Raw genomic sequence first — 26,294 nt, 5'->3', positions numbered from 1 at the left:
TTTGGGCGTGCGCGAGGTGATTGTTCGCGTGGAAACAGATGGCGTATGTGTGTCTCCAGCTGAGAGTCGAGAGAGCGAAGCCTAAGAGCACGAATGCTTTGAGTGTGTGCCAGCTTCAGCGATTTCTTGATCGAAACACTTTCGACGCTTATCGATAAACTGCGCAGCGAAGACAAGCGGAGCCGGTGACGCCGGTTTCGAGTTCACCATCGCAGTCCGAGCCGTTCGGCCCGGCGAGAGCATCCATCGCATGCAATTCCATTTCGTTTCCGTACCGGCCGCTCCGGCGTCCGGTGTCGATGTGCGTCAGTCCGGTATGGGTGGCGCCGCCATGATCTCGCCCTGCTGCGCGGTCTTGAAGAAGGCTCTGCAGGGGCTCAGCGGCGGGATGGGCCTGAAAGCCCTGGTCATGGTGCTTGCTTTCGGCGCCTTCGCTGCGCCGCTCCGCGCTCAGGAGGCGAATAAGCCCTGGGAGGAGTACGAAAAACTGACTCAGGATCGCGGAAATGTGGGCGTCATGGGCTCCGATTTTCTGGGCGATCAAGTCAACTTCTACACCGGTGGCCTTTCGTTCTCGAACTTGGATATCTCGGTGCCCGGCAATTCTTCGCTACCGGTGTCGCTGGGTCGAAGCTTTAGCGTGGGCAATCGCAAGGGCTACTCGCGAAACGATTTGCTGATGGCTGATTGGGATCTGGACGTACCTCGCATGGTGGGCCGTCCCGCGAAGTGTTCCGCCACTGCGCCGCATGAAGCCAGGCCGGCGAGCATCAAAATCGGGATGACATATTTCGAAGCCGTGGAGTTCTGGCACGGCGTTCAGCTGGAGATTCCGAGCGGTGGCGGTGAGATGCTGCTGGCCAATGCGTTTACGCCCAAGCCCACCACGGGCGGCCCGTACTACTGGGTCAGCGGCCAGACTCTGGTGTCCTGTTTGCCCAGCCTAAAGAATGACGCAAACAGCGAAGGCTTCCTGGCGGTCACTTCCAGCGGTGCCAAGTACTGGTTCGATGTCGCCGCCGCCTTCGACGAGCCGGGCTATGAGAAATCGATCATGTCGTATGGAAGTACTGTCCTGCATCGCAGCCGCTCCGTGATCTACGCGAGTCGTGTGGAGGATAGGTTCGGGAACTGGGTGACCTACAGCTACTCCAACGCGTCGAACGAGCGAGGAAGGCTGGTCCGCATCGACTCCAGCGATGGTCGCCAGATCACGCTGGGCTATAACGGTTCCGGCTTCGTTGAGGCCGCGAGCGATGGGTCTCAGACTTGGCAGTACCTCTACAACTACTCCACGCCCAAGGTAACCCTGAGCGCAGTGGTTCTTCCCGACGGCAACCGTTGGACTATCGATTTCGGTGCGTTTTCCAATACATCAATTCGTTATCTGCATGGTGAGCCTGGCGTCGCCTGGCGCAACTGCACCAATCCCGGAGACATTGCGAACGAAGTCGACTACGTCGGCACGATCACGCATCCGTCGGGCGCGGTCGGGCAGTTCACCGTCGCGGCCAAGCGGTTTGGACGAACCAACGTTCCGCAGCTGTGCGGGGGCTATGTCCAAAGCGGCAATGTCACCAGCGAGTATTCGATCTACCCCCTGGTTTGGGATTCGTTTGCGCTGACCAGGAAGCATCTGAGCGGCCCCGGGCTCGCCGGCATGGAGTGGAATTACGAGTATTCCTCCGGGTATACCTTCGCGCCTGGCACGGCGGTTTGCACGGGTAACGGCGCCTGCTCGCCGGTTTGCCTGTCCGACGATTGCGCCGGCAAGCTGATTGCGACTGTCGTAGGCCCGAACAACGAGTTCACCCGCTACACGTTCGGCAACAGCTATCGCTATAACGAAGGCAAGCTTCTGAAGACGGAGCGCGGCGCAAGCGCTGCGCAGATCATGCGCACGGAAACGACCGCGTACGAGCTTGCGCAGTCCGGACAACCATACCCGATGCCATTGGGTACCGATCCCCAGCCGCGCGGCGGCGGATTTTCTGCAGAGTATGTGCGCCCGACGATCTCAACGGTCATCCATCAGGACGCCACGACCTTCACTTCCGAAGTCCCCACTTGCGGCAGCACCCGTTGTTTCGATATTTACGCGCGGCCGACAGTGGTGAACAAGCGCAGCTCGCTGGAAAATCCTGGCAAGACGGACGCCACCGCGTATCACGACGATACCGCGCGCTGGGTGCTTGGCCAACTGCGGAGCGTCACTAACGTCGACACGGGCGAAGTGATCTCGCTGGCCGACTACGACCCCGCCCAGGTGCTGCCGATTCGGATGTACAGCTTCGGCAAACTTCAGCAGATCCTGACGTACAACGGCGACGGCACGGTGGCGACAGCGGCCGATGGGGCCGGCAACACCACGACGCTGTCGAACTGGATGCGCGGCATTCCGCAGACGATCCGGCACCCGGCCACACCGGAGTCGCCGTCGGGCGCCACCGAAACCGCGGTGGTCGACAACCAGGGCCTGATCACGTCGTCGACGGACGAGAACGGCTTCAGCACCGGCTACCAGTACGACGCGGTGGGCCGGTTGAGCCGGATCGTCTATCCGACCGGCGACGCGCCCGCGTCGAACGACAAGGTGTTCTCGTTCGTGAAGGTGGACGCAGACGAGATGGGGATTCCAGCCGGTCACTGGCGTCAGACCATCACTCAGGGCAACTACCTCACGAGCAGCTTCTTCGATGCGCTATGGCGGCCGCTGGTCGAGCACGAGCATGACGTGACCAATACGAACCAGACCTACAACATCAAGCTCAACGTCTTCGACCACGAAGGGCGGCAGACCTTTGCCTCCTATCCCCGCAATCCCTTGCAGGAAGGGCAGTGGGGTCCATGGACCGGTATGCGCACCCAGTACGATGCGCTGGGACGCGTAGTTCGGTCGGAACAGGACTCGGAGCTGGGCGTGCTCGTGACCACGACCGAGTACCTGCCGGGATTCCAGCGGCGCATCACCAACCCGCGCGGGTTCCAGACCACGCAGCAGTTCCAGGTCTTCGATACGCCTTCCTACGACGGTCTGATCAAGGCCGATGCGCCGCAAGGCGTGTCTACGGTGATCGTGCGCGACCGCTATGGCGCGCCCCTTGAGGTCACGCGCACGGGTCCGGACAGCTGAGCCGGGAGCGAGGCGACGGCCGTTCGGCCGCTGCTTTCCATCTTGCCCGCCATTTGCGTCCTTCGCCCAGCGCCAAAGCCTTTAGGGACTTTCCGATGCTCAGATCTTTCGTATGCCTGCTCCTATGGGCCTGCTGTTTCGCGGCACAGGCCCAATCCTGGAGCATCCGCGTCAATTCGCCGGCCAACGGTCAAGTCTTCGACGCACCGGCCACCATCGGACTGACTGCCGAGGCCGGTGGCGACGACAACGTTCGGGTGACCTCAATCCGGCTGTATCAGAACGGGGCGCAGGTCGCCGGCGGTTCCGGTGGCGAAATCAGCTATACCCTGACCAACGTCGCCGCCGGCACCTATCAGTTCCATGCCCAGGCCACGACGAACTACGGCACCGGCAACTCGAGCATCGTGACCGTGACGGTGCTGGCTCCGGGCGGCCATTCGCCGACGGTGTCGATGAACGCCCCGACCGGGCCGTTCGTCGAGCCCGCGACCGTCGGCCTGTCGGCGACTGCCAGCGACAGCGACGGTACGATCGCGAACGTCGAGTTCTATGCCAACGGCGGCCTGATCGGCAGCGACGCGAGCCCGCCGTATCAGTTCAGCTGGAGCAATGTCGCCACCGGCAGCTACAGCGTGACCGCCAAGGCGACCGACAACAGCGGCGTGGCCACGGCGTCGGCCCCGGTGAACGTGACGATCGGCCCGTCCGAGGTCATCGGCAACATCGACGACATCTCGTTCGATACGGCCAACGGTTATCGGCTCATCGGCTGGGCGTGCTCGACCGCACGCGATCAATCGATCGAAGTCGATCTATTCGCGGGCGGGGCCTACGGCACGGGCAGCTTCGTTGGTCGATACACCGCCGATCAGGCCAGCGAGCCGGCCGTGGCGACGGCCTGCCAAGCCCAGGGCACACAGTATCGGTTTCTGATTCCGCTGACGCCGGCCATGCGACAGGCGCATTCGAACCAGAAGATCTACATGTACGGCCTGTCCCCGGTGAATTCAGGGAGTGGCCTGCTGTCGAGCTCGGGCGTGCTGTCGTTCCCGGCGCCGCTGTCGCTGACCCGCAAGTACGTCTACGACCAGCATCGCCGCCTGTGCAAGGTGATCGAGCCGGAAACCGGCGCGACGGTCATGGACTACGATGCGGCCGGTAATCTGGCATGGTCGGCGTCCGGCGTGCCTGCACCGAGCACGACCGATTGCAGTCGGACCGACACGGCGACCACCGCGCGCAAGGTAATCCGCGCCTACGACGGCCGTGGCCGCTTGAACGACCTGATCTTCCCCGACGGCAACGGCAACCAGCATTGGGACTACACCCCCGACGGCCTGCCGAGTCAGATCAGGACCTGGAACAACGAGGGCACGACCTACCTCGACAACACCTACAGCTACAACAAGCGTCGCCTGCTGGTCAGCGAGTCGATGTTGCGGCCGTACACCTGGACCCTGGGCTACGGTTACGACGGCAACGGCCATCTGGCCTCGCAGACCTACCCGACCGGCCTGTCGGTGACCTACGCACCGAACGCCCTGGGTCAGGCGACCCAGGTCGGCAGCAACCAGGGCACCTACGCCAGCGGTGTGAGTTACTACCCCAACGGCGCGATCAAGCAGTTCACCTACGGCAACGGCATCGTCCATACGATGACCCAGAACGTGCGCCAGCTGCCGCAGGCCACTCAGGACGGCGGCATCCTCGGGTTCGCGAACACCTACGACCAGAACGGCAACACCACCCGAATCGACGACACCGTCCAGGGCGCGAACTACAACCGCTATCTGGAGTACGACGCTCTGGATCGCCTGGATCGCGCGGGCTCGGCGACGTTCGGTGGCAGCACGCACTACATCGATTATGCCTACGACGGCCTCGACAACATCCGGAGCGTCTCGCACCCGGGCGTGCGCGAGCACACCTACCTGTACGACGCCCTCAACCGCCTGACCAACGTCAAGAACAGCGTCGGCGCCACGGTGATGGGCCTGGACTACGACGTGCAGGGCAACCTGTCCAACAAGAACGGGCAGGTATACGGGTTCGACTACGGCAACCGCCTACGCTACGTGTTTGGCAAGGAGAACTACCGTTACGACGCACACGGCCGCCGCTCGGAAATCCTGAAGGACGACGGCTCCGCGCACGTATTCCAATACAGCCAGTCAGGGCAGTACTTGTTCAGCTCTAAGGTGAGTCCGACCACTGGCCAGACCACGCACGAGCACGTCTACCTGGCCGGCAGCGTGATCGCCACGATCGACCACGACTGGCCGAGCAATGCGATCACGGCGACGACTTACCAGCATACCGATGCCCTTGGCAGCCCGGTAGCGACGACCGACACCAACGGTGCAGTAGTCGAGAGCACGAACTACGAGCCCTACGGCAGCGCGATCAACAAGACGGTCGACGGGATCGGCTACACCGGTCATGTGATGGATGGGGCGACCGGGCTGACGTATATGCAGCAGCGGTACTACGATCCGACCCTAGGCCGGTTCTTAAGTAGCGATCCGGTGACGGCGAACTCCAGAACTGGCGGTAATTTCAATCGTTATCGGTATGCAAACAATAACCCGTATAGGTTCACTGATCCTGATGGGCGTTATGTGTGCACGGATAGAAAGAGTGGGGACTGCGACAACTTCGAAAAAGGACTCGGCAAGGTAAGGGAAGCTTCCAGTAGTTCCAGATTGACCTCTGAAGAAAAGAGGATCTTAGGTGCGATCGTAAGCTTCTATGGCGAAAAAGGTGATGACAGAGTGCAAGTCTCGTTCAAGGAGAAAGGGCTGGTCCAGGGAACAGCAGGGCTGTCTACGACCGGCACTGCCATAATAACCTTGGTAGCGGGTAAGCCAATTTTGGAGCATGGTCGTGACATTGTTCACGAAGGCTCCCATGGAAAAGATGATCAGGATCGCGGCCGCCCCGTAAGTACACGAGCCGAACGAAAGGAAACCGAAGTGAAGGCTTACTCAGCGCAAGCACACTTTCAGAAGGCAGAGAATTTTGCCACTTCTATGATGGATGGTTGGACGCCGATGCGCGGTACAAGTGACGAAAACATAGAACGACAAGCCGAAGGTTCCGTCAGGGCCGCTTGCGGGGCAGAAAAATCTGGGAGTTGCGGGCCATGACAAAGATAGTATGTGGAATAACTGCTTGGTTCTTCGCTGTGGCGACGACCGGCTGCGCGAAATCCGAACTCCAGAGAGAGAGCTTGCCGCCGCTTACATCCATCGAACTGAACAGAGTGCACTTCAAGGCAGGGCATCCGATGCCCGGCGAATCGCTCGATAGCGCAGTGCTTGGGCCGATTGATAAGCAGTTATCTCTTCTCAAAGAAAACGTCGCCCTGCTATTGAATACTCCGGGGCTCGGTGCTGAAGTGATTGGGTTTTCGGACGTAAATGAATGCTCCGGTGCGGAGTGTCGCTCTTTGTCTTCACGCAGAGCACAGCTAGTGTATCGGTGGCTGCTGGATCAGAGTGTTCCAGCGTCAAAGATCAAGATGGGTGAGCCTGGGGGCAGTGATTGGCCGGTTGATAATGGTGTGTCTGAACAATCAAGAGAAAAAAATCGGCGCGTGCAACTTGAGTTTCTCATTCTGGAGGGCGGCCACTGACTGCATCAAGTCGTGACGCAATGCAGATGGCGCCATAGGTTCCGGTTAGATTCCAATGGGGGAAATACGATATGGGGGCTGCTACCAGAAGCACGGAAAACCGGACGTTGAATGTTCTCGCTCGTGTTGTAGCGCATGAGGGTGAACACGGAGCAAATGATCAAAAGAGAGGCGGGCCGATCTCAGCGGGCGAGCGCAAGCAAGAGGAGGTGGACGGTTATACCGCCCAAGCGATCTATCAAAAAGCGGCCAACTTTGCCGAGTCGTCTAGAGATGGGTGGACTCCGTCTGGAGGATTTAGCCAAGAAAATATAGATAGACAAGCACAAGGGTCGATTAGGGCGGCGTGTGGGTCGAGCACGAGCGGGAGCTGCAAATGATGAAATGTGTGTGCATAGTGATGGGGTTCATTCTTCTGACTTCCTGCGCAGTTGGTCAGCAGAGCGAAGCAGACAAAGAGTCTCCAGTTCTCCTGATTAGTGGGCCAGAGCTGATATCGTTGCATTTCAAAAGAGGGCATCCCAAAGCCGGTGAGCCTCTAGTTTCGGCGCTTGGCGATGAATTTTCGAAGGGTGCGTTAGATCGCGATCTTTCGATACTAAAAAGATATGGGGACCTTCGATTCGAAATTCTAGGATTTACCGATAGTGAAGAATGTTCGGGTAGTGATTGTGACGAGCTCTCTTTGCTGCGAGCAATGGCCGTTTACGATTGGCTGGTGAAGAATGGTGTTTCTAGGTCATCACTATCAGATGTTGCCGGGCGAGGTGCCAGCTTGCCTATTGATGACAACGGAACCGACGATGGTAGGTCAGTAAATCGTCGGGTAGAAATCAATATTGTTCCCTAGATCGACTGCCGACCCGGCGTCGCGGGGGTGAGGGCTGACGTATATGCGGCAGCGCTATTACGACCCGCAGATTGGGCGCTTCCTATCCGTCGATCCGGTCAGTGCTGATCTCAATACCGGAGCGAACTTCAATCGGTACGCGTACGCCAATAACAACCCGTACAAGTACACCGATCCGGATGGGCGATTCGGTGTTGTTGGCGCGTTAATCGGCGCCGGCATTGAGGCTGGGCTGCAAATCGCAACAGAAGGAAAAGTTACTAATTGGACTGCCGTTGGAGTTGCTGGTGCTGTTGGTGCCGTCACTGGTGGATTAGGCGGAGTGATAGGCAAGGCTGCGGTTAGCGGCGCTATTACAACGACGCGAGCTGTAGTTGCGGCTGCAGCGGTTGGTGGCGCAGCTGGTGCTACTGGCAAAGTGGCTGAAGGGGCATTGACCGGTAAAGGTGCAAGCGCCAAAGAAGTTGCTGTTGCTGCGGTAGCAGGGGCCGCGGGTGGCGGCGCTGGTGCCAAAGTTGGCCTCAGTGCTGTTGCAAAGGTGGAGGCTATGGCGGCGAGCAATGGTATTGCCGGCCATGTCGGGAGAACGACCTAGGCTGCTGCGCAGCAAGGCGGAAAAGTGGTTGAACCAGCCACATCGGCAGGCCAGAAAGTGGGTCAGACTGCGGCTGATACTGCTTCCTCCTATGTCGAAAAGAAGATCAACAAGTAGCAGGTGTTTGGGATGGACTTTGAGTCAATCAGACCGGTATTCAGTGGCCTTGTCGGGGGATTGCTGGCCATCCTTTTTTGCCATGCGCTTTCGCGTTGGGTTCCTCAGGTTTGTAATGGAAAGAGCGCTGCGACTCTGATTCGAGAGAATCGCGCGGCGATTTGGCTTGCTAACGCGCTTTTCTTTGGTGGGCTGTTGGCTGGTATTGCGATTTACCAGCTAGGTTTTCTTCCCAGCAGTGACTGGCGTGGGCTTGCGCTAGGTGCAGGCGGGGGTAGCGTTGCTGCCCTTGTAGCGCTCCCTTTGCTGGCTTTCTTGACCGGCCATCGCCCGAAAGAGGCCTACGTGGCGTATGCCGTATCCCAGAAGACGCCTGTCGTTCTGGTGTACGGGATTCTTATGTTGTGTGCCGCGTCATTTGCAGCAGCTGTTACGAGTTTGCTCTTTAACTAACGGGGTCAGGTTCACTTATCAAAGACCCATAACGCACAAGGCCCGCGATGCCGTTAAGGCCACTTCCTTTCAGGCAAATAGTCCAGGGCAATCGGAAGTGGAGATCTCGGGTCGCCTCGGGAAGGTGACAGTGTTGGTTAAGCCAGTCCCAGGCGACGAAGAGTGCAGGTCTTCGAAGTCACTGACTCTGGTGCGGGCCAACGGAGATATGAAGGCGGAGGCCTTGATTGATGGTCCGAACAAGGAGTCGTGTTTACATGTTTCAGTTTTGTTCGCAAGCCTTCCGCAGCATCCTCCAGTCTCTCCGCCGATAACAGCTATCTGGGTAGTGGATAAACTGCCTTCTACTTTTTGGAAAAAAGGGTACGCACTTCGTCTAGGACCGCAGATCGATGTTCTTGTTTCAGGTCCGTAGGTAGAGTGAAGCGGCTGATACGCCGCTTCCGAAAGGTGATTTGTTCGGAGGTGGGTTCCAGGGGGTATTCCGCGTTGAGGGTAGAATTGATTCGCAGCGACTGGATACAGAGCTCAAGGGAAAATAGCGCATGCAACGACTGTCATTTAACCAGATGAGTTCAATCTCCATCGGCCTAACGCTGATGAGTGTGTCGTTACCCGCATTTGCAAGCGGAAACATCATGCTCGTCTATTACGCGGCAGGCGCTGCACTGGCGCAGTTCGCGCTATTGGCGGCGGTTTGCATTCATTGGCGTAGGAGCCGAGCCTTGCCTTTCCTGGTCGTGACATACCTGGTCGCGACTGCTGTCGCATGGGGTGTGGCATTGAACATGCGCGCGGATTTCTATCCTCTTCCAGTAGCCATAGTGGTCGCCATATTTCCGTGGCTAGCTTGTTTTACACTCAATGCAGATTTTTTCCGAAAGAGCTCGATAAAAATGGGGCGGGGGTAATTCCTGTAATCCGATCCCATAAAGCACAAGGCACGCAGTGATGCGGGCCTTGTTGTTTACAAGGCACGGTGATGGCGGAAGGGCGTTGGAGAGTGCGGAGGCCACGGACGCGAAGTTGCGAGAGGAAGCAAAGCAGATGTCAAGGAGGGAGCGCCAAGCTACAGAGAAGAAGGCGCAACGAATTCTGGAATCTGCCCAGAGAAAAAGGAAAGGTGAGCAGCATAGCCAGAGGGGCAAAAAATGAGCATCACGCTAAAGTATCAGCCGCCAAATGCAATCGCACCTTTTGTGCTTGGGCAATCTATTGATTGTTTGCCTTCTGGCTTCATGCTGCGAAAACGTGAAAAAACTGAAATGGATTCGGAGATCGGCAGCCAGCCGTACTCGGTTTACCTTAAGGAGGTCGAGTTTGCACTGCTTGATGTCTTTGATGGAAAAATCACCGCAATAACTGCGTTGGATAATCTATTTATCGATGACATAAGTGTACTGGGTGGCGATTTGTCGATGATTGAGTCTCTGATCGGCGAAAAGTGCGATGACGAAACGCGTGTTGTCTATGAGGACGGAAGTGTTGAAAGTTTTTTTGCCTATCCGAAGAGTAGGCTAATAATTAGCGTCGAGAACGGCGGAATTTCCTCCGTGTGCCTTTTTGCCGATGAGTGCGATTATCTTGATCGAAGCGATTAGTCCCGGCCGATCGGCGACAATGCGACTAGTCCCGGAAGAGCTTTGAACCGACGTGCCTATATAAGCGACCGGAGGGCACCGTAGCCCCAAAGTCTTGGCATGCTGCTGTCCTGGCTTTGGCCGGTCCTGTTAAGGGATTAGGTTCATTTATTCGCACTTCCGCCGTAGGAGCCGAGGAATCCATGATGAAACGAACCTTGGCACTTCTCTGTCTAATGCTCGGCTCTCAAAGCGCGGGTTGTACTTCTATGCCTGATAGCCTAGAGCAACGGAAGAGGTCTGTTTACTGCAACGTCTATACGGCCAGTGCTTGCTTCGGAATAGCGGATGGCGATGTCATGACGATGCGCATACCCGCCGACTTCGTTACCTACGACGTGGAGTTGATCGGCGGTGCGAAGGTATTGATTTACAGTGGCTACAATCCGTCTCGGGTGTCTGCGGGAGAGGGTTCTGGGATGAAGAAGTACACGACTCCTTCGGGGGGGGGCTACGACTACATTCTAACGTCTGATGGAAAGCACGTAATAACCTATACCCAAGCGATAACGCGTATCCTTTGTTGCAGATCGTGGCTGAGAAATTAGGTGCTTCGCAGAAGGGCGGCTTTGCTGACTTCCTGTACGCTTTTATATGGATGTAAATGGAAATCGCACGTCTACGCCAAAGCTTAGCTTTGACAGGGCCAACATAAAGGCTGATAGGAGAGGCGCGCTCAAGGATGGGCAGCTTAATGAAGCTCGGGCCAATGGGCCGACAAAGAGGAAGATCGAGAAATGAAGCTAACCTCGGCCACGCTGTCATTAATCCTATTTGCGTTCTGCGGTGAATTGGGAGCGTCGCCGCCGCCGCACTCACCGGACTATTGCGGTCCAACGTTGTGCCTTGAAATACCAACTTCGTTTGGTGTTGATACTGTTAAGGCGACTTCCTTTCCGGCAAGTAGCCCGGGGCAATCGGAAGTGGAGATCTCTGGGCGCCTCGGGAAGGTGACAGTGTTGGTTAAGGCAATTCCAGACGACGAAGAGTGCAAGTCTTCGAAATCACTGGCTCTGCTGCCGGCTGACGGAAATATGAAGGCGGAAGCCTTGATTGATGGTCCGAGCAAGGAGTCGTGTTTGCATGTTTCAATTTCGTTCGCAGGCTCCCCGCAGCATTCTCCACTCTCTCCACCGATAACAGCTATCTGGGTAGTGGATAAACTGCCTTCTACTTTTTGGAAAAGAGGGTACGCACTTCGTCTCGGACCGCAGATCGATGTTCTTGTTTCAGATCCGGCGGCTGATGCGCCGTAAATGCTTGCGGCTATGGTGACGAGTTATTTGGAGAAGAGCCGTGACGATAGCGAAATCCATCACTACCCTGGCCTTTTGAAGGATGAGCATGGTTGCCCATGCCGCGGAACCAAGTATTAGGAATGTGTGCTTGGTAAAGTCCTCGACGACTGTTAATCCAGGCACCCAAGAGATTATTTCTGTGAACCCGTCTAACAGAAATGGCGTGCGATGACTGAGTTCGCTCGAATTTCGATATCCTCGAAGCAGCTGTGGTGGCTCAGGGATCGCAAGGTTTTGCCGGATGACCTCCTGGGTCAGATTGAGATCGCCATGGTCTCTCAAAAAAATGGGGGGCTGCTTTCACTCGATGTTGTTGAGTCAGTTTCCGATGCGTTGACGCTGGCGTTAGCGGAAATTGGATTCGATGTTCATAGCGAGCTGACGGCCGACGGCGAAATATTGGAAGAACTTATTGATAGGTTCACGTTTCTTGATTAATTGAAGGGGCGCCCTTGAGTAGGGGCACGAAGGGTGACTTAGATGCCAACGCGCGCTCCGCCAGATGTTCGCCGAGCGGCCGGCGCGGATCGAGACGCTCGAGGGCATGGCGGTGGGCGAGTGGGTGGTCAGCCACGATCACGCGACCCAGAAGGACGGCACTGTCTCGGAGGGACTTTCGATCTACAAGGTGCGCGGCGGCAAGATCGTCGACGACTGGTATGTCGCCGAGCAGAAGCAGACGGGCAGGCTTTGAGCTGAGGCGTCGCCGTAGCGGTTTTCGCTCGCTGGCTTCAAGCCGAGCGCTGCGTTAGACCGGCGCGGCGCGCTCCACCATGGCCAGCACGAACATCGCGCTCGCGGGCGTGCACGCCACCGTGCGCACATGATTCCAACGCGTCCAATCGCGCAGGTAGCGCTGCCAGACCGGCAGCGCCGCTTCGCCGGCAGGATCCACCGCGGCCAGGGCATTGTTGAGCGGCACGTTGAGCGCCACCGTGCAGACGAACATGCCCAGGAAATGCGCGGCGCCGCCGATGAGCATGGCCAGGGCGCCGGGTTCGCTGCTGTGCACGATTCCGACGCCGGCCAGCATCAGGCTCGTCAGTGTCGTGAGCCAGAACACCGGCATGAACAGCGAGCGCAGGATCACGCGGTTGATCGCGTTCATCGCGGCGATGCCGTAGGCGGGGACGATGCTGCCCAGGGCGGTCATGACGAAGACCGAGAAGGCGAAGAACACGCCGGCGAGCAGGCCGCAGCCGATCGCGCCGAGCCAGAGCAGGGCGGTTATGAGGGTGTCCATCATCGCGGCCGGCTCCTCGCTTAGCAGGCGTACGGTGGCTGTCGACCGGTCCGTTGTGCGTGCGAGCCTACCGTCTTGGGGCGTTGTCCGCCGAGTCCCCGCGCACGCTGCCGGCGATCGGTGACGGCAGACGATAGCGAACCAGGTACAGGTCCATGCTCTGCGCGCCGTCGCGTTGGGCCGAGTAGGTGAATCGATCCGGCTGCGACCAGTCGCGCATTGGTCCGTAGCTGTTGGTGTCGCGGCTGTTGACGGTCAGCGGCAGCAGGCTGACGGCGTCATAGCGCTGGCCTTGCGACGAGGCCAGGTAGAGGTCGACGCGGCCGTCGCTGAAGTCGGGGGTACGCGAGAAGACAATGCTGGCGTCGTCGGAGAGATAGCTGGCGTCGAAGTCGTGGGCGCTGGTGTTGATGGCGCCGGCCAGTCTCTGCGCGGGCTCGAAGCGGCCGTGCTTCTGTCGGGCGACGTAGAGATCGTGGCCGCCGGCGCCGCCGGGGCGGTCGCTGGAGAACAGCAGACGCGTTCGGTCGGCCGACAGCATGGGCGCGAATTCGTTGCCGGCGCTGTTCACGGCCATGCCCAGGTGTTCGGGCGTGCCGAAACCGTCTGCGTAGACGGCGACTCGCCAGAGATCGTCGCCGCCGAGGCCGCCGGGGCGGTCCGAGCAAAAGTAGACGTAACGACCGTCGGAGGAGAACGCGGGATCGAAGTCGCGGGTCGGCGAGTTGAAGGGTGCCGGCGTGGCTGCGTTCCAGCCTCGGATGCCGCGATGCGAGACCCAGATGTCGTAGCCGCCTGCGCCGCCGGGGCGGTTGCGGCTGAACCACAGTGCGGTGCGGCCGTCCGGGCTGAGGGTGAGACGGATCTCCGCGTAGCCGGTCGAGGCGATGCCCGAGGCGAATACTTCGGGCGTGCCGATGATTTCGATGGCCGAGGACGAAGGCTCGGCAGCGTCCGAGGCGCCTGCGATCGCGGCATCGTTCAGCGCGAGGCACGCGCCCGCCATCGCTGCGGCGCAAGCGGCCGCACGCACGAAGCCACCGCGACGCCGCGATCCCGATATCGTCCTCATGCGCTCAGCCCTTGCGTACGAAATCGCTGATCCAATTGGTTTCCCAGGTCTTGCCGCCGTCGCCGGAGCAGGCCTGTTCCCAACGCGCCGAGCGCGGGGTGATGCGCGACCACAGCACGCGGGTGCGGATCGGTTTGCCGTCGAGCATGTCGTCGCCGATGAAGGTGCCGACGCCGTGGCCGTCGAAACCGCCGCGCACGGGCGGTGCGATCGAGGTGGGCGTGCGCCCGTCCAGCCACCAGCTCAGCCACTGCCGCGTGTCCGGATCGTAGGAGCGCAAGCCGATGCCGCGCACGGTGCCGCTGGGGAATTCCATGAGGTTGTCGCCGACGTTGCCGTGCCCGCCGAGCACCGGCCAGTTGCTGAACGTGCCGCCGAACTCGTCCCAATCCTTGCTGCCCGCCAATCGCTTGCGCAAACGCCGGTGACTGACCTGCCAGTCGCCGACCAGGAAGTCGAAGTCGCGCGGCGCGTCGGCGAGTTTCGGCAGCGGGCTGGGGGTCGCCGCGGTGCGGGTGAAGTAGTTGCGCCAGTTCACTTCCCAGGTCGCGCCGTCGTCGGCGGAGAACGCCTGTTCCCACCAGGGCAGTTCGCTGTGGATGTCGAGCCAGCGGAAACGCATCAGGATCGGGCGGCCGCGCAAGGTGTCGCGGCCGACGAAGTGACCGCTGTCGCCATCGAAGCCGCCGCGCACGGGCGGGTCGATGTGCGTCGGCGTGCGTCCGTCCAGCCACCAGATCGACCACTGGCCGCTGTCGCGGTCGAACGCGCGCAACGTCAGTCCGCGATAGCTGCTGCCGGGCAGGTCGACGATGTTGTCGTCGATGGTGCCCAGGCCGCCCAGGCTCATCCATAGCGCGCTCTTGCCGGCGAAGTCTTCCCAATCGGTGCTGCCGACCAGGCGTTCCTTCAGGCGCCGATGGCGCACGTCCCACTGCCCGAGCAGCCAGGTCCAGTCGTCGGTGTGCGGGCCCAGGCCGGCGCCGGCCGGCGCGGCCGACGCCAGGCTCCAGGCGGGCAGGCCGAACGCCGCGGCGCCGCCGGCCAGGGCGAGGCCGGCGAGGAGGTCGCGGCGGCTGCGCGAAACCGGCGGCTCCTGCATACGCGGCGCCTCCGTCGCGACGGCACGAGGGCCCAGGGGGGAGGGAGATCGGGCCATGGCTTGCCTCGTGAGGGAGTGCGGTGAGGTGGATGATGGCCAGCCGGAATGGCGGTTGACGACGCGAATATCGGCCTGCAGGCTAAGTCAGACTTATGGTCGCCAGCCGCCGATTCCCCTCCTTGTCCTCGATCCGGGCCTTCGAATCGGCGGCCCGGCTGGGCAGTTTCGCCAAGGCCGCGCAGGAGCTCGACACCTCCTCGGCCTCGGTGAGCTACCACGTGCGGCGGCTGGAGGAGCAGATCGGCGTGGCGCTGTTCCGGCGCTACCCGCACCGGGTCGAGCTGACCGAATCCGGCGAGCTGGTCGCGCGCGAGGCGATCAACGCCTTCGCCGCATTGCGTGCGAGTTTCGTGCAGGCCGTGGACCTGGACGAGACGCGGTTGTCGCTGACCACGCTGCCGACTCTGGGCACCAGTTGGCTGACGCCGAAGCTGGGTCGCTTCCGCGCGCTGTACCCGCAGATCGCGTTCGACCTGGACCTGTCGGTGCCGGCGCAGGATCTGGGCGCGGGCCATTACGACGCGGCGATCCGCAACGGTCATGGCGTCTGGCCGGGATTGCAGGCGATCGAACTATTGCCCGCGATCTTCATGCCGCTGTGCGCGCCGGCGTTGAAGGAAGCCGCGGCCGGCATCGCCGATCCGCAACGCGCGCCGGCGGTGCCGCGACTGGGGCGGCCGGACTGGTGGGCGCTGTGGTACCGCGCCCAGGGCCACGGTGCGGTCGTGCCCTCGGGCGGCTTCGGCAGCAATTTCTCCGCCGAGCACCTCGACATCGCCGCGGCGGTGGCCGGGCACGGCGTCGCGATCGGTTCGCCGATCGTGTTCTTCAGCGAGATCGCGGCCGGTCGCCTGGTGCCCGCGCACGATTTCGTCGCCGGCGACGGCCGCGCGTTCTGGCTGACCTATCCGGTCGCGCGCCAGCACAGCGGCAAGATCGCCAAGTTCCGCGCCTGGTTGGGCGAAGAAGCCGCGCGCGATCGCGAAGCGGCACAGGCCTATATCCGCAGGGCGGTGGTGGCCGGGCCTTGACGCTGTCGGTGCGGTGGTCCGTCAGCCTGCGAAGGAAAACCGCACGAGCGCCATGCACAGCGCGAACAGGTAGGCGTACGAGAAGCGGTCGATGCGCAACTGCATCTGCCCGCGCTTAGCTCGCCACGCGCCGAGCCAGGCCAACGCCGCGCCGGCCAGCAGCGGCGTCAGGATCAGGTTGGCGATGCGCCAGTGTTCCTCGCGCATCAGATGATCGGGGAACACCAGCAGGCTCAGCCAGCCCACAAACGCGCCCAGCAAGGCATAGCCCAGCGCCGCGAGCCACGGGTCAGGACGCTTGCGCAAGGGCTTGGCCATCGAATGCAGGCCGATTTCGATCAGAACCTCGCCGACGATCTGCAGGATCAGCTCGACGATCAGTTCGAACAGGAATTCAAGCACGGCCGACTCCCGGGCAGGATGCGAAGCTCAGGAGAGTCGCGATGGCGGCGAGATAGACGATGACCCGGGCCGATCCGATCTTGCTCATGCGGGCTCTGCGTAAGAAGTTAGTGGATGCTCGCGACCACGGTAATGCCTGTCAATCCAGCGGCCGCGTCATGGACCGCGAGCGCGACGGAGCCGCCGTGTCGCATCGTCGGGCGAAGAAAAGCCCGGCGCGGGGCCGGGCTTTCGGATGCTGCCAGGCGCCGTCTCAGTTAGCCGGCGTATAGCGCAAGGTCAGGAACCACTCGCGGCCGGGCTGGTTGTAGAACGAGACGGTTTCGTAGTCGCGATCGAACACATTGGCCACGCGCGCCTGCAGCGACCACGACGGGGTGAACGCGTATTCGGCGCGCAGGTCGAGGGTGCCGTAGCCGGCGACGAGGCGGGTGTTGGCGACGTCGTCGTAGCGGGCGCCCGAGGCGACCGCGGTCACGCCGAAACGGAAGTCGCCGAAGGCGCGGTCGATGTCGACGCGCGCGCTGCGCTTGGCCCGGCGCGGCAGGTCGTTGCCGGCGAAGAAGCCGACCCGGTTTTCGCTGTCGAGGAAGCTGGCGCTGGCGGCGATGGTCCAGTCGGCGACGGTGGTGTCGACGCCGATCTCGGCGCCGCGCAGGCGTGCGCGCTCGATGTTGTTGGGCAGGAAGATCGAGGCGTCGTAGGCGATCAGGTCGTCGACCTGGGTGCTGAAGCCGTCGATGCGCGCGTTGAAGCGTTCGCCACGGTAGGCCAGGCCGAGTTCCCAGGTCTTGGACTCTTCCGGGCGCAGCGCCGCGTTGCCGAAGAACGGGTAGTAGAGTTCGTTGAAGGTCGGGGCCTTGAACGCGGTGCCGTAGCCCGCGGTCAGGCGCCAGTTTTCGGCGAAGCCCAGGCCCCAGGCGATGCTGCCGGTGGTGTGGCCGCCGAACTGCTCGTTGTCGTCGCGGCGCAGGCTGGCTTCGAGCGACTGGGCGCCGAAGCGGCCCTGGTACTGGACGAAGCCGGCGTGGTTGTCGCGCTCGCTCTCGTCGTAGGCGGTATCGCTGTCGACGCGGTCGCGCAGCCAGTCGAAGCCCACGCTGACCAGCTGGCCTTCGCCGACGCCGAAATCGCCTTGCAGGGCGACGCTGTCGCGGTCGGTGGAGAAGAAACCGTTGGGCGTGCTGCCGAGGAAGTTGTCCGACGAATCGCGGTTGCGGCCGGCGCTGAACTGCAGGCGCACGGCTTCGGACGGACGCCAGGTGGCCTTGCCCCCGATCACCTGCTGCACGACTTCGGAGTAGTTGACGAAGCTGCCGTCGTACTCGTTCTCGCCTTCGGCGCGCAGGGCATGGCCTTCGAAGCTGAGCGCGTCGGTGGCGTCGAAGCCGCCGCGCAGCGACAGCGAGCGGTTGCGGTAGCCGTCGCGGTCGGGCTCTTCGGTAAAGCAGCCGGCGAACAGGGTGCTGGAGCCGTTGCAGGCGTTGATGCCGTCGGTGCGCTGGTAGGCGGCGTCGGCGCCGAACCAGCCGCGGCCGATGCGGCCGCCGACGCCGGCGCTGGCTTCGCGGTCGCCGTGGCTGCCGACGGTGACGCTGGCGCGCGGTGCGACCGCGCCGCGATCGCGGCGGGTGAAGATCTGGATCACGCCGCCGATGGCGTCGGCGCCGTACAGGCTGGAGCGCGGGCCGCGCACGATCTCGACGCGGTCGATCAGCGCCACCGGCAGATCCTGGAACGAGGCCAGGCCGGAGGTCGGCGAGCCGATGCGGATGCCATCGACCAGGACCAGCACGTGATCGGTCTCGCTGCCGCGCAGCGACAGCGTGGTCAGCTTGCCCAGGCCGCCCTGGTTGCCGATGGAGATGCCGGCGCGGCCGCGCAGCAGGTCGGGCAGCGAGCGCGCCTGGCTGCGGGCGATGTCGTCGCGGGTAATCACTTCGACCGGCGACAGCGCGTCGTTGGCGCTGATCGCGGTGCGGGTCGCGGTGACGACGACATCGTCGAGGTCGGTGGCCTCGTCGTGGGTCTGCGCCTGGGCGAGAGCGGGCAGGGCGAGAGCCATGGCGATGGCCAGGGACAGGTTCGGAACACGCATGAGCACTACTCCAGAGGCGCGGCGTTCGTGCCGCGCCGTCGATCAGGGGAGTCGCGAGGAGAGAGAGGCCGCGAATGCGGGCGCTGGACGCGCCGACGGTCGCCGCCGCGACGCCCTCCGCATCGCAACCAGTCGCGCGTCGTGGCCGGTCTCCGGACTCGCGAGCCGGGGCCGTGGCCCCGCCTGCGGCGCCTTCCCGTGCCTATGCACAGTGGCGGTTGCCGCGGTCGACTCGCTTACCGTTGCGGGGGCAGTGCCGGGCTGGCCCGGTCGCGCTCAAGGAGCGCTGGGGCGTCACCGGCTTCCCGTTTCAGCCCGTGCGGCGGATGCCGTGGGTCACCTCGAAGCGCGCGCAGTCTACGCGATTGGGGGCGGTGGGGCCAAAAGGGCTGGGGTTTGGGGGGGCGGCGGTGCTGTCAGCCCCTCTCCCGCTTGCGGGAGAGGGGTTGGGGTGAGGGCAGCGCGAGTGCGGTGTTCAAACCCGCAGCGTGCCCTCATCCGCCCTTCGGGCACCTTCTCCCGCGAGCGGGAGAAGGGTTCGGCGCGGGGCGGCGCGAGTGCGTTACTCGCGCTCTTCGGCCTCGTCCCGCCCTTCGGCCGCGGGCTCGTCGTCGTAGCCGTCGTCGTACGAGGGCGGCATCGCCACCGTGTCTTCGGTCAGCACCGTGGTCCGCACCGGGCCGGCGGCCGGGCGGTTGCGCGGCGCGGGCAGCAGCGCGGTGGCGGCTTCGGCGGCGGCGATCAGTTCGTTGCGGCGCGTGTCCGGGACTTCCTGCCAGTGGCAGTTCAGCAGCGCGCCTTCGATCGCGTACAGCAGGTTCAGGGTCGGCTTGAAGCCGGCGCGCTTGACGCGCATGAAGGCTTCGACGGTGCCGACCGCGGCGATGTCCTCGTAGGAGCGCAGGCCGACCTGGCGCAGCCAGGCCGCGCTCTTGGGACCGATGTTGCGTAGCTTGGCCGCGGTCATCGCAGCGACTCCACGAAGGCTTGCGCGATCGCTTCCAGGCCGCGCTGGTCGTCGGCGTCGAAGCGGTCGAGCTTGGGGCTGTCCAGGTCGAACACGCCGATCAACCGGCCGTCCAGGGACAGCGGCACCACCAGCTCGGAGTTGGACGCCGAATCGCAGGCGATATGGCCCGGGAAGCGGTGCACGTCGGCGATGCGCTGGGTCTGGCCGCTGGAGGCCGCGGCGCCGCACACGCCCTTGTCGAGCGGGATGCGGATGCAGGCCGGCAGGCCCTGGAACGGGCCGACCACCAGCTCGCGGCCGTCGTAGAAGTAGAACCCGACCCAGTTGAGGTCCGGCAAGGCGTGGTAGACCAGCGCCGACAGGTTGGCGGCGTTGGCGACGCGGTCGCTTTCGCCCTCGATCAGGGCGCGCGCCTGGGCCAGGAGCAGCTCGTATTGTTCCGGCTTGCTGCCGGACAGGGGGTTGGCGGCGAACATATCGCGAGTGTAGCAGCGGCACGCCGGGGTATTACCATGGCCGGACTCCGCCCCTGGGAACGCCGATGACCGAGCCCGCCCAGACCCCGCCCGCTTTCCGCGCCCGCGGCCGTCAGGCGACGCGGCCGGAAAGCTTCGGCGCTGCCGCATTCGCGTTCTCGCTGACGAAGCGGGCGAGCCTGTTCGACGCTCTGCCCGATACCGTGGCCGAATTGCGCGAAACCCTGCGGCGGAGGGCGACCTTCGTATTCTGCTTCGTGTATCCCCTGCGCATGGTTTCCAGTGCGATGGCGATGTTCACCGGCAGGGTCAAGAGAGACTTGTGCATCGCACCGTCCATGGCAGTTCCGGCTTGAGCGCGCGCAGTTACTTCATCACCGGCACCGACACCGGCATCGGCAAATCGCATGCCAGCGCGACCTTGCTGCATGCGCTGCGCGCCCAGGGGTTGCGCGCGGTCGGCATGAAGCCGGTCGCCAGCGGCTGCGAGGTCAGCGCCGAGGGCCTGCGCAATGAAGACGCGCTGCTGCTGCAGGCGGCCAGTTCGCCGACGCCGGCCTATGCCGACGTCAATCCCTATGCGCTGCATGCGCCGTTGGCGCCGGAACTGGCTGCCGCGCAGGACGGTGTCGAGATCGCGCTGCCGATCTTGCTGGCCGCGCACGCGCGCCTGGCGGCGCAAGCCGATGTGGTGGTGGTCGAGGGCGTGGGCGGCTGGGCCGCGCCGCTGTCGGCGAGCTTGGACCAGGCCGACCTGGCGCGCGAATTGGGCGCGGCGGTGGTGCTGGTGGTCGGAATGCGGCTAGGCTGCATCAATCACGCGCGCCTGACGGCGCGCGCGATCGCAGCCGACGGCCTGCAGTTGATCGGTTGGATCGGCAACGAGATAGACCCGCACATGGATCGGCGCGACGACAATTTCCGCTTATTGCAGCAGCGCCTGGATGCGCCGTGCTGGGGCCGGCTCCCCTACACATTCCAGCCCGAACCAAGGCACTTTTCGCACCTTCTCAACGTGTCGAAATAGCGCTTATCCCGTGACTTATGGGGGGTGGGGGCGAATATCAGAATGTTAGACTTTCGAGTATAGGAATTAGAACAATCACCGAGCGGGCACGCTCTAGAACGATGGAATCGGAGTCCTACCCATGATCATGAACCCGCGCTCCGTGGCTCTGGCCGCTGCGTTGGCACTCGCTCTCTCCGCCTGTGGCGGCGGCAACGAACAAGCCGGCGGCGCGCCGCCTCCGCCGGAGCTGGGCGTGATCAAGGTGCAGCCGGCGAGCGTGCCGCTGCAGAAGGACCTGGTCGGCCGCCTGGCGTCCTACCGCAGCGCCGACGTGCGCGCCCGCGTGCCGGGCGTGCTGCAGCGTCGCGTGTACGAGGAAGGCCGCGACGTGCGCGAAGGCCAGGTGCTGTTCGAAATCGATCCTGCGCAGATGCGGGCCGAAGTCGGCCAGGCCCAGGCCTCGCTGGCCTCGGCCCAGGCCAACTACGCCAACGCCAAGGCCGCCGCCGATCGCGCGCGCCGCCTGGCGCCGGAGAAGTTCATCTCGCGCTCCGACCTCGACAACGCGCTCGCCGCCGAACGCAGCGGCTCGGCCGCGGTGAAGCAGGCCGAGGCCGCGCTGGCCAATGCGCGCATCAACCTGGGTTACGCGACGGTGCGCTCGCCGATCAACGGCCGCGCCGGCAAGCAGCAGGTCACCGAGGGCGCGCTGGTCGGGCAGGGCACGGCCACGCTGTTGACCACGGTCGACCAGATCGACCAGCTGTACGTGAACTTCTCGCTCGGCGTCTCCGAGCTGGAACAGATTCGCCGTGCCCTGGGCGGCCAGAGCCAGAGCGAGACCCAAGTGCAGGTGATCCTGCCCGACGGCACCGTCTACCAGCGCCCGGGCACCTTGGACTTCTCCGGCGACGTGGTCGATCCGGCCACCGGTGCGATCGCACTGCGCGCACGCGTTCCGAATCCGGACAAGACCCTGCTGCCCGGCACCTACGTGACCCTGAAGGCGACCCTGGGCAACCAGGCCAACGCCTACCTGGTGCCGCAGGCCGCGTTGCAGCGCGACGCCGCCGGTTCCTACGTGCTGGTGGTCGGCGGCGACGGCAAGGTCGCCCGCAAGGGCGTGACCGCCGACCGCAGCCAGGCCGGCAACTGGGTGATCAGCAACGGTCTGGCCGCGGGCGATCAGGTGGTGGTCTCCGGCATCCAGCGCGCGGTGCCCGGCGAGGCGGCCAAGGCCACGCCGTGGCAGCCCGACGCCGCCAAGGGCAAGCCCGCCGCCGGCCCGGCGCCGGCGGCAAAGGACTGAGCGACCGCCATGTCCAGATTCTTCATCAATCACCCGGTCTTCGCCTGGGTCATCGCGATCCTGATCACGCTCGGCGGCGTGCTCGCGATCTTCAGCCTCGGCGTCGAGTCGTACCCGAACATCGCCCCGCCGCAGGTGGGCATTTCGGCCAGCTACCCCGGCGCCAGCGCCGAAACCGCCGAAGGCGCGGTCACCCAGGTGATCGAGCAGCAGCTGACCGGTATCGACAACCTCGACTACTTCAGCTCTTCGTCCAGCGCCTCGGGCGGCTCCTCGATCACCCTGACATTCGCGCCGGGCACCGATCCGGACATCGCCCAGGTGCAGGTGCAGAACAAGGTCGCCCTGGCGACGCCGCGACTGCCGGAAGAAGTGACCCGGCAGGGCGTGGTGGTGGCCAAGTCGAACTCGAACTTCCTGATGGTGATCGCGCTGCGTTCGGAGAATCCGGGCGTGGACACCAACGCGCTCAGCGACATGATCGGTTCGCGCGTGCTCGACCAGATCGCGCGCGTGCCCGGCGTCGGCAGCACCCAGCAGTTCGGCAGCGAATACGCCATGAACATCTGGCTCAACCCCGAACAGCTGCAGGGTTACGGCCTCTCGGCCACCCAGGTGCTGAACGCGGTGCGCGGCCAGAACGTGCAGTTCGCCGCCGGTTCGATCGGCGCCGAGCCCTCGCCGCAGGATCAGGCCTACACCGCCACAGTGTCGGCCGAGGGCCGCTTCAGCACGCCGGAGGAGTTCGGCAACATCATCCTGCGCGCCAACGCCGACGGCACCACGGTGCGCCTGAAGGACGTGGCCCGGATCAAGGTCGGTTCGCAGTCCTACGGCTTCGAGGCGCGCTGGAACGGTGCTCCGACCGGCGCGTTCGCGGTGCTGCTCACTCCCGGCGCCAACGCCCTGGGCGTGGCCGAAGCGGTGCGCAAGCGCATGGACGAGTTGCAGTCCAGCTTTCCGCAGGGCGTGACCTGGTTCTCGCCCTACGACACCTCGACCTTCGTCCGGATCTCGGTGGAGGAAGTCGTCAAGACCCTGCTCGAGGCGATCGCGCTGGTGTTCCTGGTGATGCTGATCTTCCTGCAGAACTTCCGCGCCACGCTGATCCCGACCCTGGTCATCCCGATCGCGCTGATGGGCACGTTCCTGGGCATGTACCTGCTCGGGTTCACCATCAACCAGCTCAGTCTGTTCGGCATGGTGCTGGCGATCGGCATCGTGGTCGACGACGCGATCGTGGTGATCGAGAACGTCGAACGCATCATGACCGAGGAAGGCCTCAACGCGCGCCAGGCCACGATCAAGGCGATGAGCCAGATCAGCGGTGCGGTCGTCGCGATCACGGTGGTGCTGGCGGCGGTGTTCATCCCCAGCGCCTTCCAGGGCGGTTCGGCGGGCGAGATCTACAAGCAGTTCGCGATCACCATCGCCATGGCGATGGGCTTCTCGGCGTTCCTGGCCCTGGGCTTCACCCCGGCGCTGTGCGCGAGCATGCTCAAGCCGACCGAGCACCATAAATCGAACTTCGTCTTCCGCGGCTTCAACACGGTCTACAACAAGGTCGCCGGCACCTATGTCGGCCACATCGGCAGCGCGGTCAAGCACGCGCCGCGCTGGATGGCGGTGTTCGTGGCGCTGGCGGTGTTGTGCGGCTTCCTGTTCACCAAAATGCCGGGCAGCTTCCTGCCGGAAGAAGACCAGGGCTATGCGCTGGCGCTGGTGCAGCTGCCGCCGGGCGCGACCATGCGCCGCACCCAGGCCGTGTTCGACACCATGCGTTCGACCCTGGAGAAGCAGGAAGGCTACGACGGCATGATGGAAGTCGCCGGCTTCAGCTTCGTCGGCCAGGGCGAGAACATGGGCATGGCCTTCGTCCGCCTGAAGCCCTGGGACGAGCGCAAGATCGACGCGGCCGCGTTCATCCAGAACGCCAACGGCGCCCTGTACGGCATCCGCGACGCGCAGATCTTCGTGATCAACCTGCCGACCGTGAGCGGCCTGGGTTCGTTCGGCGGCTTCGACATGTACCTGCAGGACCGCGGCGGCAAGGGTCGCGAGGCGCTGACCGAGGCCCGCAACATCCTGCTCGGCAAGGCCGGCGAGAACAAGGCGCTGGTCGGCGTGCGTCCGAACACGCAGGAAGATTCGCCGCAGCTCAAGCTCGACGTCGACCGCATCCAGGCCCAGGCGATGGGCTTGTCGGTGAACGACATCTACAGCTCGATCCAGCTGATGCTGGCGCCGGTGTACGTCAACGACTTCGTCGACAACGGCCGCATCAAGCGCGTGACCATGCAGGCCGATGCGCAGTACCGCACCGGCCCGGAAGCGCTGAGCCGGTTCTTCACGCCCAATCCGTCGGCCGTGGGCGATTCGGCCGACGCGACCACCAACGCGATGATCCCGCTGACCAACGTGGTCCACAGCAAGTGGATCATGGCTTCGCCGTCGCTGACCCGCTACAACGGCTACTCGGCGGTCGAGATCGTCGGTTCGCAGGCGCCCGGACACAGCTCGGGCGAAGCGATGAATGCGATGCAGGCGATCGTCGACAACGATCTGCCGGAAGGCTTCGGCTACGACTGGACCGGTCAGTCCTACCAGGAAATCCTGTCGGGCAACCAGGCGCCGATGCTGATGGTGCTGTCGATCCTGGTGGTGTTCCTGTGCCTGGCCGCCTTGTACGAAAGCTGGTCGGTGCCGGTGGCGGTGCTGCTGGTGGTGCCGCTGGGCGTGCTCGGCGCGGTGGTGTTCTCGCTGCTGCGCGGCCTGCCCAACGACATCTACTTCAAGATCGGCCTGATCACGGTGATCGGTCTGGCGGCGAAGAACGCAATCCTGATCGTGGAGTTCGCGATCGAGCAGCGGCAGGCCGGCAAGACTTTGCGCGAGGCGACGATCGAAGCCTGCAAGCTGCGCTTCCGCCCGATCCTGATGACCTCGTTCGCCTTCATCATGGGCGTGGTCCCGATGGCGATCTCGTCCGGCGCCGGCGCCAACTCGCGTCACGCGATCGGCACCGGCGTGATCGGCGGCATGATGTTCGCGACCTTCCTGGGCGTGCTGCTGATCCCGGTGTTCTACGTGGTGGTGCGGCGCATCCTGGGCGACAAGCTCGACGAGGTGCCGAAGGTCGTGCGGCATGACGATGAGCCGCCGGTGGTTGCGGCCAAGCCGGTGGGTTGACGCTAGTCTTGATGTTCGGGAAAGGCCCGCCGAATGGCGGGCTTTTTCTTTGGGGCTGGGGGAGGCTTTGTTCTTGCTCCGCCTTCCGCTGTGCTTTGGGGTAGGAGCGGCGTAAGCCGCGACCGCGAACCTCGCCTGCCGATGGCGGTATCGCTTCCGATCCGCCCTTGCCTCTGCCTTCTGTGGGAGCGGCGTGAGCCGCGATCGCCAGTCCGGCGGCCGCGCCTGTTTCGCTCTAGCCTTGGGGTAGGAGCGGCGTGAGCCGCGATCGCGAATTCGGGCTGCTTTGCTGGTTTCGTTCTTAAGCAACAGCTTCCGCATGCCGCGCATGCGGGGCACTTTCTCTTGCCACTCGCCTTGGGGTAGGAGCAGCGTAAGCCGCGACCGCGAACTTCTAGGTTCGGCGAAGGTTTCGATCTTCAAGTCAACAGCTTCCGCCCGCTGCGCGCGCGGGTCACTTTCTCTTGCTAGCCCAAGAGAAAGTAACCAAAGAGAAGGGCTTACCTTGACAACCCTCCCTTGCGAGATCGGTAGTTGCGCGGGGATTTTTCGAAGGAACATCCTGTTCCTCGAAAAACGGCGCGCGTCCTGCGCGCCGCCCTTCGGGTCT

General features: G+C 63.2%; 23 protein-coding genes and 1 riboswitch. Of the genes, 16 read left to right on the top strand and 7 right to left on the bottom strand.

Going from position 1 to position 26,294, the window contains the following annotated elements; all coding sequences use genetic code 11:
• Positions 1–250 precede the first annotated feature (250 nt).
• The 11 genes from ASD78_RS08780 to ASD78_RS08760 all read left to right on the top strand — a co-directional run bounded on the left by ASD78_RS08780 (position 251) and on the right by ASD78_RS08760 (position 12,417).
• Complete coding sequence (locus ASD78_RS08780; protein ID WP_056100349.1) at positions 251–3,133, top strand: RHS repeat domain-containing protein; 2,883 nt, start codon at positions 251–253, stop codon at positions 3,131–3,133.
• Between the two features lie 95 nt (positions 3,134–3,228).
• Entirely contained in the window at positions 3,229–6,282 is a 3,054-nt protein-coding gene (locus tag ASD78_RS08775; protein ID WP_056100346.1) for an Ig-like domain-containing protein, read from the top strand.
• On the top strand, positions 6,279–6,770 hold the full coding sequence (locus tag ASD78_RS20000) for an OmpA family protein (protein WP_082575509.1): 492 nt from the start codon (positions 6,279–6,281) through the stop codon (positions 6,768–6,770). The genes ASD78_RS08775 and ASD78_RS20000 overlap by 4 nt, the downstream gene beginning before the upstream one ends.
• Before the next feature lie 346 nt (positions 6,771–7,116).
• On the top strand, positions 7,117–7,620 hold the full coding sequence (locus tag ASD78_RS19995) for an OmpA family protein (RefSeq protein WP_082575508.1): 504 nt from the start codon (positions 7,117–7,119) through the stop codon (positions 7,618–7,620).
• A 43-nt stretch (positions 7,621–7,663) separates the two neighbouring features.
• Positions 7,664–8,215: an RHS repeat-associated core domain-containing protein gene (locus ASD78_RS19990; protein WP_082575507.1), complete on the top strand. Its 552-nt coding sequence runs from the start codon at positions 7,664–7,666 to the stop codon at positions 8,213–8,215.
• A gap of 129 nt (positions 8,216–8,344) precedes the next feature.
• Positions 8,345–8,785 (top strand): hypothetical protein, encoded by a 441-nt coding sequence (locus ASD78_RS20670; protein WP_156087673.1) that lies wholly within the window; start codon positions 8,345–8,347, stop codon positions 8,783–8,785.
• A 545-nt stretch (positions 8,786–9,330) separates the two neighbouring features.
• Positions 9,331–9,696 (top strand): hypothetical protein, encoded by a 366-nt coding sequence (locus ASD78_RS20665; protein WP_156087672.1) that lies wholly within the window; start codon positions 9,331–9,333, stop codon positions 9,694–9,696.
• A 240-nt stretch (positions 9,697–9,936) separates the two neighbouring features.
• Positions 9,937–10,386 carry a hypothetical protein gene (locus tag ASD78_RS08770; protein WP_156087671.1) on the top strand — a complete coding sequence of 150 codons (450 nt, stop codon included), beginning with the start codon at positions 9,937–9,939 and terminating at the stop codon, positions 10,384–10,386.
• Between the two features lie 776 nt (positions 10,387–11,162).
• Positions 11,163–11,681, top strand: a complete 519-nt coding sequence (locus ASD78_RS20660) for a hypothetical protein (RefSeq protein ID WP_156087670.1) — start codon at positions 11,163–11,165, stop codon at positions 11,679–11,681.
• 210 nt (positions 11,682–11,891) lie between these two features.
• Complete coding sequence (locus tag ASD78_RS08765; protein WP_055904350.1) at positions 11,892–12,161, top strand: hypothetical protein; 270 nt, start codon at positions 11,892–11,894, stop codon at positions 12,159–12,161.
• 64 nt (positions 12,162–12,225) lie between these two features.
• Positions 12,226–12,417, top strand: a complete 192-nt coding sequence (locus ASD78_RS08760; protein ID WP_055904347.1) for a hypothetical protein — start codon at positions 12,226–12,228, stop codon at positions 12,415–12,417.
• Between the two features lie 54 nt (positions 12,418–12,471).
• On the opposite strand, the gene ASD78_RS08755 is transcribed toward ASD78_RS08760, so the two are convergent.
• From ASD78_RS08755 to ASD78_RS08745, 3 genes are all read right to left on the bottom strand, one after another.
• Positions 12,472–12,966 (bottom strand): anthrone oxygenase family protein, encoded by a 495-nt coding sequence (locus ASD78_RS08755; protein ID WP_200944144.1) that lies wholly within the window; start codon positions 12,964–12,966, stop codon positions 12,472–12,474.
• Positions 12,967–13,033: 67 nt separating this feature from the next.
• A complete protein-coding gene (locus ASD78_RS08750; protein WP_056100336.1) occupies positions 13,034–13,972 on the bottom strand; it encodes a PD40 domain-containing protein in 939 nt (312 codons plus the stop codon).
• 70 nt (positions 13,973–14,042) lie between these two features.
• A complete protein-coding gene (locus tag ASD78_RS08745) occupies positions 14,043–15,140 on the bottom strand; it encodes a hypothetical protein (protein WP_056100332.1) in 1,098 nt (365 codons plus the stop codon).
• A 179-nt stretch (positions 15,141–15,319) separates the two neighbouring features.
• Between ASD78_RS08745 and ASD78_RS08740 the strand changes: the two genes are divergently transcribed.
• Complete coding sequence (locus tag ASD78_RS08740) at positions 15,320–16,231, top strand: LysR substrate-binding domain-containing protein (protein WP_235566473.1); 912 nt, start codon at positions 15,320–15,322, stop codon at positions 16,229–16,231.
• Positions 16,232–16,252: 21 nt separating this feature from the next.
• Here the strand turns inward: ASD78_RS08740 and ASD78_RS08735 are convergent, their stop codons facing one another.
• The 4 genes from ASD78_RS08735 to ASD78_RS08720 all read right to left on the bottom strand — a co-directional run bounded on the left by ASD78_RS08735 (position 16,253) and on the right by ASD78_RS08720 (position 20,177).
• On the bottom strand, positions 16,253–16,633 hold the full coding sequence (locus ASD78_RS08735; RefSeq protein WP_056100324.1) for a hypothetical protein: 381 nt from the start codon (positions 16,631–16,633) through the stop codon (positions 16,253–16,255).
• Positions 16,634–16,886: 253 nt separating this feature from the next.
• Positions 16,887–18,731: a TonB-dependent vitamin B12 receptor gene (btuB, locus tag ASD78_RS08730; RefSeq protein WP_056100321.1), complete on the bottom strand. Its 1,845-nt coding sequence runs from the start codon at positions 18,729–18,731 to the stop codon at positions 16,887–16,889.
• Between the two features lie 125 nt (positions 18,732–18,856).
• Positions 18,857–19,090: riboswitch (cobalamin riboswitch) on the bottom strand.
• Between the two features lie 203 nt (positions 19,091–19,293).
• Positions 19,294–19,698 (bottom strand): TfoX/Sxy family protein, encoded by a 405-nt coding sequence (locus ASD78_RS08725; protein WP_055904327.1) that lies wholly within the window; start codon positions 19,696–19,698, stop codon positions 19,294–19,296.
• A complete protein-coding gene (locus ASD78_RS08720; RefSeq protein WP_056100318.1) occupies positions 19,695–20,177 on the bottom strand; it encodes a GAF domain-containing protein in 483 nt (160 codons plus the stop codon). Before ASD78_RS08720 ends, ASD78_RS08725 begins: the two co-directional genes overlap by 4 nt.
• Before the next feature lie 65 nt (positions 20,178–20,242).
• Between ASD78_RS08720 and ASD78_RS08715 the strand changes: the two genes are divergently transcribed.
• The 4 genes from ASD78_RS08715 (at position 20,243) to ASD78_RS08700 (ending at position 25,684) form a co-directional block, all read left to right on the top strand.
• Positions 20,243–20,533, top strand: coding sequence for a hypothetical protein (locus ASD78_RS08715; protein ID WP_056100315.1), 291 nt, complete (start codon positions 20,243–20,245; stop codon positions 20,531–20,533).
• Positions 20,530–21,204, top strand: a complete 675-nt coding sequence (bioD, locus tag ASD78_RS08710) for a dethiobiotin synthase (protein WP_056100311.1) — start codon at positions 20,530–20,532, stop codon at positions 21,202–21,204. The genes ASD78_RS08715 and bioD overlap by 4 nt, the downstream gene beginning before the upstream one ends.
• A gap of 121 nt (positions 21,205–21,325) precedes the next feature.
• Positions 21,326–22,495 carry an efflux RND transporter periplasmic adaptor subunit gene (locus ASD78_RS08705; RefSeq protein ID WP_056100307.1) on the top strand — a complete coding sequence of 390 codons (1,170 nt, stop codon included), beginning with the start codon at positions 21,326–21,328 and terminating at the stop codon, positions 22,493–22,495.
• Between the two features lie 9 nt (positions 22,496–22,504).
• Positions 22,505–25,684 carry a multidrug efflux RND transporter permease subunit gene (locus ASD78_RS08700; RefSeq protein WP_056100302.1) on the top strand — a complete coding sequence of 1,060 codons (3,180 nt, stop codon included), beginning with the start codon at positions 22,505–22,507 and terminating at the stop codon, positions 25,682–25,684.
• Positions 25,685–26,294 lie beyond the last annotated feature (610 nt).

It is taken from the genome of Lysobacter sp. Root667 (genome assembly GCF_001427715.1).
In the GTDB taxonomy this organism is placed as follows: Bacteria; Pseudomonadota; Gammaproteobacteria; order Xanthomonadales; family Xanthomonadaceae; genus Lysobacter.
The sequence above is the reverse complement of the archived record's forward strand: the minus strand, read 5'-3'. Positions and strand labels throughout refer to the sequence as shown.

Excerpts from the sequence above, each read along its gene's own strand:
- ASD78_RS08780 (WP_056100349.1), top strand. The coding sequence starts at position 251 with ATGCAATTCCATTTCGTTTCCGTACCGGCCGCTCCGGCGTCCGGTGTC.
- ASD78_RS08775 (WP_056100346.1), top strand. The coding sequence starts at position 3,229 with ATGCTCAGATCTTTCGTATGCCTGCTCCTATGGGCCTGCTGTTTCGCG.
- ASD78_RS20000 (WP_082575509.1), top strand. The coding sequence starts at position 6,279 with ATGACAAAGATAGTATGTGGAATAACTGCTTGGTTCTTCGCTGTGGCG.
- ASD78_RS19990 (WP_082575507.1), top strand. The coding sequence starts at position 7,664 with ATGCGGCAGCGCTATTACGACCCGCAGATTGGGCGCTTCCTATCCGTC.
- ASD78_RS20670 (WP_156087673.1), top strand. The coding sequence starts at position 8,345 with ATGGACTTTGAGTCAATCAGACCGGTATTCAGTGGCCTTGTCGGGGGA.
- ASD78_RS20665 (WP_156087672.1), top strand. The coding sequence starts at position 9,331 with ATGCAACGACTGTCATTTAACCAGATGAGTTCAATCTCCATCGGCCTA.
- ASD78_RS08770 (WP_156087671.1), top strand. The coding sequence starts at position 9,937 with ATGAGCATCACGCTAAAGTATCAGCCGCCAAATGCAATCGCACCTTTT.
- ASD78_RS20660 (WP_156087670.1), top strand. The coding sequence starts at position 11,163 with ATGAAGCTAACCTCGGCCACGCTGTCATTAATCCTATTTGCGTTCTGC.
- ASD78_RS08765 (WP_055904350.1), top strand. The coding sequence starts at position 11,892 with ATGACTGAGTTCGCTCGAATTTCGATATCCTCGAAGCAGCTGTGGTGG.
- ASD78_RS08760 (WP_055904347.1), top strand. The coding sequence starts at position 12,226 with ATGTTCGCCGAGCGGCCGGCGCGGATCGAGACGCTCGAGGGCATGGCG.
- ASD78_RS08755 (WP_200944144.1), bottom strand. The coding sequence starts at position 12,966 with ATGGACACCCTCATAACCGCCCTGCTCTGGCTCGGCGCGATCGGCTGC.
- ASD78_RS08750 (WP_056100336.1), bottom strand. The coding sequence starts at position 13,972 with ATGGCGGGCGCGTGCCTCGCGCTGAACGATGCCGCGATCGCAGGCGCC.
- ASD78_RS08745 (WP_056100332.1), bottom strand. The coding sequence starts at position 15,140 with ATGCAGGAGCCGCCGGTTTCGCGCAGCCGCCGCGACCTCCTCGCCGGC.
- btuB (WP_056100321.1), bottom strand. The coding sequence starts at position 18,731 with ATGCGTGTTCCGAACCTGTCCCTGGCCATCGCCATGGCTCTCGCCCTG.
- ASD78_RS08725 (WP_055904327.1), bottom strand. The coding sequence starts at position 19,698 with ATGACCGCGGCCAAGCTACGCAACATCGGTCCCAAGAGCGCGGCCTGG.
- ASD78_RS08720 (WP_056100318.1), bottom strand. The coding sequence starts at position 20,177 with ATGTTCGCCGCCAACCCCCTGTCCGGCAGCAAGCCGGAACAATACGAG.
- ASD78_RS08715 (WP_056100315.1), top strand. The coding sequence starts at position 20,243 with ATGACCGAGCCCGCCCAGACCCCGCCCGCTTTCCGCGCCCGCGGCCGT.
- ASD78_RS08705 (WP_056100307.1), top strand. The coding sequence starts at position 21,326 with ATGATCATGAACCCGCGCTCCGTGGCTCTGGCCGCTGCGTTGGCACTC.
- ASD78_RS08700 (WP_056100302.1), top strand. The coding sequence starts at position 22,505 with ATGTCCAGATTCTTCATCAATCACCCGGTCTTCGCCTGGGTCATCGCG.